Raw genomic sequence first — 6,903 nt, forward strand, 5'->3', positions numbered from 1 at the left:
GCGCCGGGGAGGGGCGTGAAACCGGGCCTTGGCAAGATCACGTCTCGTTCCCTTCACACATTGAACCGCCCGATCAGTTGCTGCAGCTCACTCGCCATGCCCGCCAGCTCCTCGCTCGCCCGTGCCGTCTGGTGGGAACCCTCGGCGGTCTGGAGGGAGAGGTCGCTGATCTGAGTGACGTTGCGGTTGACCTCCCCGGTCACGGTGTTCTGCTCCTCGGCGGCGGAGGCGATGCGGGTGTTCATGTCGCGCATCCCGGCCACCGCCCGGCTGATCGCCTCCAGCGCCTGACCGGCCGCCTCGGCCCGCTCGACGGTGCTCTCGGCCTGCCGCTGGCCGCCGGACATCGCCACCACCACCTGCTTGGTGCCCCCTTGCAGCCGTTCGATCATCCCCTGGATCTCCTCGGTGGAGGTCTGGGTGCGCGAGGCCAGCGTGCGCACCTCGTCGGCCACCACGGCGAAGCCGCGCCCCTGCTCGCCGGCGCGGGCCGCCTCGATGGCGGCGTTGAGCGCCAGCAGGTTGGTCTGCTCGGCGATGCCGCGGATGACGTCGAGAACGGCGCCGATATGGTCGCTCTCCGCCTCCAGCGCCTGCACCACCTCGGTACCGCGGCGCACCTCCGCGGCAAGCGAATGGATCGACTCCATCACCTCGGTCACCACCCGCCGCCCGCGCTCGGCCTCGCCGGCGGCCTGCTCCCCGCCCGCGGCCCCGTCGGCGGCGTTGCGCGCCACCTCCTGCACGGTGGTGCTCATCTCGTGCATGGCGGCGGCCGCCTGCTCGGTCTGGCCCCGCTGCTCCACGATCGCCTGGTTGGTCTGCTCGCTCACCGCCGACATCTCCTCGGCGGCGCTGGCCACCTGCGCGGTGGCGGCACCGATCTGCCCGATCAACCCGTGAAATACCTCCAGCATCCGGTTGTAGGCCTCGGCGGTGGTGCCGATCTCGTCGCGGGCCTCCACCTCGGCGCGGCGGGTGAGGTCCCAGTGCCCGGCGGTCTCCTCCATCGCGGCGCGCAGCGCGCTGAGCGGCCGGTTGATGGAGTTCTTGGTGAAGTGGCCGAGCAGCATCGCCGCGATCACCGAGACCGCAACCAGCACGCTGAACAGGGTGGTGGAGCGGTCGTGGAGGATACGCACCCCCTCGCGCTCCTCCCCGGCCACCCGTAGCTGGAGATCGACCAGTTCGGTGATCTTCGCGCTGATCGGGTCGATGGTGTCGTAGAGCGGCCCATCGAAGGCGGCCAATCGCCCCTGGCCGTCGGCGCCCAGCTTCCCGAGGGTATCGAGCAGGCGCCGGATGTCGGCATTGGCCGCCCGGAACAGCCGCTCCGCTTCGCGGGAAAGCTGCGCCTCGTCGGGGGTGAGTTCGGTGGCCACGTAGTCCTTCCACTTGGCCTCGATCTCCGTCTGGGCCCGCCTGATGCCGTCCATCGCATCGCGCGGGGTCATCCGCCCGGCGTTGGTCTTGTTGACCGCGTCGATCACCGCCACCGCGTAGTCGTCGGCGATGGTCTTGAGCTCCTTCAGGGGCACGACGCGGTCGTCGTAGATGCGCACCACGCCCTCTTCGATCTGCCCCATCAACCCCACCGCGGTGACCGAGGCGAAGATCAGGGCGACCAGGGGGAGAGCGTTGAGCAGGATCAGGCGTCCGCGTACGGACAGGCGGCCGAGGATCGGGGACATTTCGAGGCTCCGGGAGGTCGTCGTAGCGTCTTTCGGGGCGGACAGGGTGAAGGAGAAGTGTGACAGGCGGGTCAAGAATCGATGACGGGTTGTGGGGGGGGGGCAGGGCGGTACGGTGGGGGACGAGCGATGGACATTCCGGCCGCGCTCGGGAATAATTGCGCAATTTCCGACTTGTCTTATAGGTTATTACGATGAGTGACGACATCTCCACCAAGAACGTCCAGGAGCTGATCCAGGGCAGCGATTTCGAACAGACCGACGCGGCGCTGCGCGAGGAGTTGCAAGGCCACCTGGCGCAGCTCCAGGCCATCCCCGAGGAGCGGGCTCTGGAGCGGGCGCGGGTGCAACTGGAGATCGCCACCGCACTGCTCGGCCTGCGCCGCACCGACGAAGCGTGGACCACCGCGCGGGCGATATTCGACGTCTTTGTCGCCCTGGAGGCGTGGCAGGAGGCGGTGGAGAGCTGCGAGATCCTCTATCAGTGCGAAAAAGGGGAGTCGATCCCGGCGCTCGGCATCGGGATCTGGCTCGGCATCACCTTCAGCGTGCGCCCGGAGACGGTGATCAACCTGCTCCATCATGTGGTCGACGAGACCCCCGACGATTCCGACGGCGGCGCGGTGGCGGCGATGGCCGCCCACTACATCGCCGACGTCCACGCCGAGGGTCAGGAGCGGGAGAACCTCAAATTCCTCACCAGCGAAATCGTCGGTCGGGTGGCCAAGCGCCACCGCAACATCGAGGACCAGGCGACCCTCGACGTCTGGCTGGAGATGTACAACCTCAACGACCCGGCGGTGCTGTTCAAGAACCTGGGCAAGATCCTCGAGGTGATGATCGGCGAGCGCTGGTGGTTCGACAAGGAGGCGGTGAGGGCGAAGATGGCGGCCCATTGATCTTCCTGCGGTGGGCGGAGACACAAGGGGGTGAGGGCCTCTTTCCTTCGACCTGTCCCGACGGTGCCGACCCTTTGCCGTGGGGTTCTTCCTGGCGGCGCTTTTCAACACGAAGGGCACGAAGGAAGAGGCACGAAGGAAGAGGCACGAAGGACACGAAGGGTTGAAATGCTCGCGTGTCGTTTGTTTTTCCTCGCGTGTTTTTCTGCCGGCAGTTCCGTTCAACACGGCGCCCGCGGGGCGCCCTATAGGGCGCCCCGCGGGCGCCGTGTTGAACGGGGGCAGCGTGGGCAGGGGAGCTTCGATATCGTGTACCCATCGGCCTTTCTTTGCAGGCGATGGAGGCCAGACCAGCCAAATCCGTGAGGCACGGCGCTGACAGCCCTGTTCCCCTTCGTGTCCTTCGTGTCAAATAAATAGCGTCAGGTGGAGCCACCCCATGAAACGGGTGGCAGCGGACAGCCCGACGACCCCAGTCCCCCCCCCCGGCCTCCACCGCGCTCTGTTTTGACCCGTATCAAGGACCCCCGCGGCATCGGTGTTTTCCCTCCTTGTTGGAAATGCGAATCGGTAATACGCTGGTAAAAACCGAAGGGCGTGGCAACGGGTCGCGTCCCGCTTTCGACCGTCGAGGTTTGCCGATCGTGATCCCTCCCTTGACCGGTCGCCGGCCGCTTCCGGCGGAGTGGCTGTTGTGGCTGCTGCTCCTGTTTTCGGCCTCGTCGGCGGTGGCGGAGCCGGTCGGCCTCTCCATGCCCAACGGTCGCGTCGCGCTGGCCGACTACCGCAGCGGCGATGCCGATCGGCCGGCGGTGCTGCTGCTCCATGGTTTTCTCCAGACCCACCACTTCGGCATCATCCAGTCCCTGGCCGACGAGCTGAGCGATGCCGGCTACCCGGTGCTCGCCCCCACCCTCACCCTCGGCATCGACCAGCGCCGTGAAAGCCTCCCCTGTGACGCGATCCAGAACCACCGTCTGGGGGATGGAGACGGCGAACTGGCCTCCTGGGTCGGTTGGCTGCACTTGGCGGGGCACCGTCAAGTGGTGGTTGCCGGCCACTCCAGCGGCGCCCTGCGGGCGCTGCGCTTCGCCGCCGCCCGACCCCATGCGGTGCGTGGCCTGGTGCTGATCAGCATGGGCCACTTCGGCGGTTGGGAGTACCCCGACTTCACCCCCGGGGAGCGAAGCCAGGCACGGGAGTGGGCAGCGGCCGGGCGGAAGGGGCTCGGCCAATACCACCTCTCCTTCTGCGACGGCAACTACCTCGCCCCGCCCGATGCCTACCTCTCCTATATCGAAGAGGACGCTGCGCGTCTGGAGGCCGAACTCGACCGGCTCGACGTGCCGGCCACGTTGATCTTCGGCGGCGCCGACCGCCAGCTCGCCCCCGGCTGGATCGACCGCGTCAGCGCCGCCGGCGGGCAGGTGCGGCTGATCCCCGGTGCCGGCCACTTCTTCTCCGGCGGCTACGAGTTCGATCTTCACGAGGCGCTGCTCGGCGCGCTCGCCGCGCTGCCGCGGCGCAGTGCTGGGGAGGGGCCGTGATCCGCCTGCCGCCGCTGCCCAGCCACGTCTACCTGCTGTTCTTTATCGCCCTGGCGCTGGTCGCCTCCGGCGGCATCGGCGGCTGGATGCTGGAGCGGATGGGCGAGGTGAAGCGGGTGGCGACCGAGAGCAACCGCGAGGCGGCGGCGCAGGAAGTGAAGCGGGCGGCGGCGGTGACGCTGAACGCCCTGGAGCGCCAGCTCACCAACCTTACCCGCTGGGACGAGACCCGCCAGCAACTGGCTGATCCCACCTACTACGGCTACTGGCGGGAGAACCGCGCGCTGAAGGTGGAACGGCTCGCCCCCTTCGTCCTCGACCTGGAGCTCTACGACGTCGACGGCGAGGCGCTGGAGGCCCATCCGGCGCGGATGCCGGAGCAACTGCCCGCGGGGCAACTGCTGCTGCGGCGTGAAACGGAGGGCCCTGCCCTCTACCTGTTCGCTCCGGTGCGACTCGACGACGGGCGGGTGATCGGCCACGCAGGGCTGAAGGCCGGCCTCTCCGCCGCGCTGCCCGCCCTCAACCGCTTCCGCCACGCCGACGTCGGCCGCCTGACGCTGATTGATCCGGAGGGGCGTCCGGCGTCCGATGGGTGGTGGTCCTTGGACGGTGCCGACGAGTTGGCCCGCTGGATCGTGGTTCGCCCCCAGCCGCTGCCGGAGACGGTGGCCCTGGAACGGGTGATGCGCGAGACCGTAGGGCAGTTGGTGGTGGCGGCGCTGCTGCTCGGCTCCCTCTACTACCTGCTGGTGGTGCGGCTGCTGCAACGCCCGCTGTCGCTGCTCGCCAACCACATCGACACCCTGCGCCGCGGCCGTGGAGCCAGTCCGCTGCCCGCGCCGCCAGACTGGTCGCTGCGGCTGAGCGAACTGGAGGCGGTGCGCCGCTCCCTCAACGACTACCAGGAGGAGCTGGACGCCGCTCAGGTCAGCATCCGCCAGAAGAACCGCGAGCTGTGGGAGCTGAGCCACCGCGACCCGCTCACCGGCCTGCGCAACCGCACCGCCTACAACGAGGAGTGGAAGTCGCTGCTCGCCCTGGTGCGCGGCCGCCCGGTGGGGGTCGGGGTAATCCTGGTGGACGGCGATCACTTCCGCGCCATCAACGACAGCTACGGCCACGCGGTGGGGGACGAGGTGATCCGCATTGCCGCCCGTTGCCTGGCGAAGAAACTCGGCGACGAGGACCGCCTCTACCGCCTCGGCGGCGACGAGTTCGCCATCCGTCTGGTCGGGGTCACCGCCGAGGAGGCGGAGGAGCGGGCACGCACCTGCCAGGTCCTGGTAGGGGAGTACGACTTCAAGGAGGCCCTCGGCATCAAGGAACCGGTGCGCTTCTCGGCGGGGCTGGCCCACGCCGAAGGCAGCCGTCCCGAGGAGCTGGTGCTGCTGCACAAGCGAGCCGACATCGCCATGTACCAGGCAAAGCGCCCCGGCGGGGCGAAGATCGTCCGCTACACCCCGGAGCTGGGGGAGGGTGCCGAGGCGACCGTCTCCAGCCGCTATGTCCACGCGGTCTACCGCGCCATCGAGCGCGGCGAAGGATTCCAGCTCCATTACCAGTCGGTGGTCGCCCTCGGCGAAGGAGAGGGTTATCACGAAGTGCTGGCACGGCTGCGCGACGATGATGGCCTGATCTCCCCCGCCCACATCTTCCCGGTGGTGGTGGCCGAGGGGCTGGAAACCGAGTTCGACCTGGCGGTACTCGGCGAACTGATCGGCCTGCTCGGCCGCGGTGCCGTGCCGGCCGGGGCGGGGCTCTCGGTCAACCTCGACGGCACCAGCCTCACCGAACCGCGGATCCACGAACGGCTGCTCGGTCTGGAGCCCTTCCTCGCCGACCGCAAACTGGTACTGGAGGTGACCGAGACGGCGCTGATCGCCGACCTCAAGGAGGCCTCCAAGATCCTCCAGGGGCTGCGCGAACGCGGCTTCACCATTGCCCTGGACGACTTCGGCAGCGGCTACTCCTCGCTCCGTTACCTCTCCACCATGCCGGTGGACGTGGTCAAGTTCGACATCGCCATGGTCCGCGACCTGGAGCGCGACGACGGCCAGGGACGGATCACCGAGACCGTCGCGAGGATGATCCTCGAGGCCGGTTACCAACTGGTCGCCGAAGGGGTCGAGACCGAAGCGCTGATGACCCGCGTTCGGGCCACCGGCTTCACCCATGCCCAAGGATATTTGCTGGGGAGACCGTCGCCCACGTTGCTGTTGAAGTGAGGGAGGTACGGGAGGTGGGCTAGATTGGAGGCGATGAACGCCTTCACCTGCGCGTTGAACCCCTTGGGCATTCTGAGCAGACGGGGATGCCGCGGGCGAGACTACGTATCAGCTAGTGAGGCACCGCCAGACGAAAGGGGCGGGAACGGATAGACTGGTGCTACGGTGATGGTGAGCGTGCTCTCTACTCTACCCGGTGTGCGCTCCAAAGCCCCGCCCGGTCGGTGATCGGGCGGGGCTTTTTGTTTGTAAGAATTGTTTAACGAGATGAGTGGTGGGGTTGGGTGTCATGTTATTTCGGTGGACCAATTAAAAGATCATCTTCCCAATACTCAAACTCTCTAAGCAACGAGGTCAGCCTATCGATGCTTTTATTGTTTATGCAGTATTCACGAAGCACTTTCGGGATCATTGAAAATGAGGCCATCCGAGATGACATGTCGGGGTCATACAACAAACCGCTAACGCTTCCGTAGCCAGGAAGGCTCAAGCGCGTGCAATGGGGTCAGGTCTTTCTCTTTGTCTTCTCTGCTCGATT

The 6,903-nt window shown here is 67.2% G+C and carries 4 protein-coding genes; 3 read left to right on the forward strand and 1 reads right to left on the reverse strand.

Annotated features, from left to right (window positions below; genetic code table 11):
• Positions 1–53: 53 nt before the first annotated feature.
• On the reverse strand, positions 54–1,691 hold the full coding sequence (locus ACYQ2W_RS02830) for a methyl-accepting chemotaxis protein (protein WP_459863076.1): 1,638 nt from the start codon (positions 1,689–1,691) through the stop codon (positions 54–56).
• A gap of 194 nt (positions 1,692–1,885) precedes the next feature.
• Between ACYQ2W_RS02830 and ACYQ2W_RS02835 the strand changes: the two genes are divergently transcribed.
• The 3 genes from ACYQ2W_RS02835 (at position 1,886) to ACYQ2W_RS02845 (ending at position 6,365) form a co-directional block, all read left to right on the forward strand.
• Positions 1,886–2,590: a hypothetical protein gene (locus ACYQ2W_RS02835; RefSeq protein WP_459863077.1), complete on the forward strand. Its 705-nt coding sequence runs from the start codon at positions 1,886–1,888 to the stop codon at positions 2,588–2,590.
• A 644-nt stretch (positions 2,591–3,234) separates the two neighbouring features.
• Positions 3,235–4,137, forward strand: coding sequence for an alpha/beta hydrolase (locus tag ACYQ2W_RS02840; RefSeq protein ID WP_459863078.1), 903 nt, complete (start codon positions 3,235–3,237; stop codon positions 4,135–4,137).
• Positions 4,134–6,365, forward strand: a complete 2,232-nt coding sequence (locus ACYQ2W_RS02845; RefSeq protein ID WP_459863079.1) for an EAL domain-containing protein — start codon at positions 4,134–4,136, stop codon at positions 6,363–6,365. The genes ACYQ2W_RS02840 and ACYQ2W_RS02845 overlap by 4 nt, the downstream gene beginning before the upstream one ends.
• Positions 6,366–6,903 lie beyond the last annotated feature (538 nt).

Source organism: Endothiovibrio diazotrophicus (assembly GCF_054657215.1).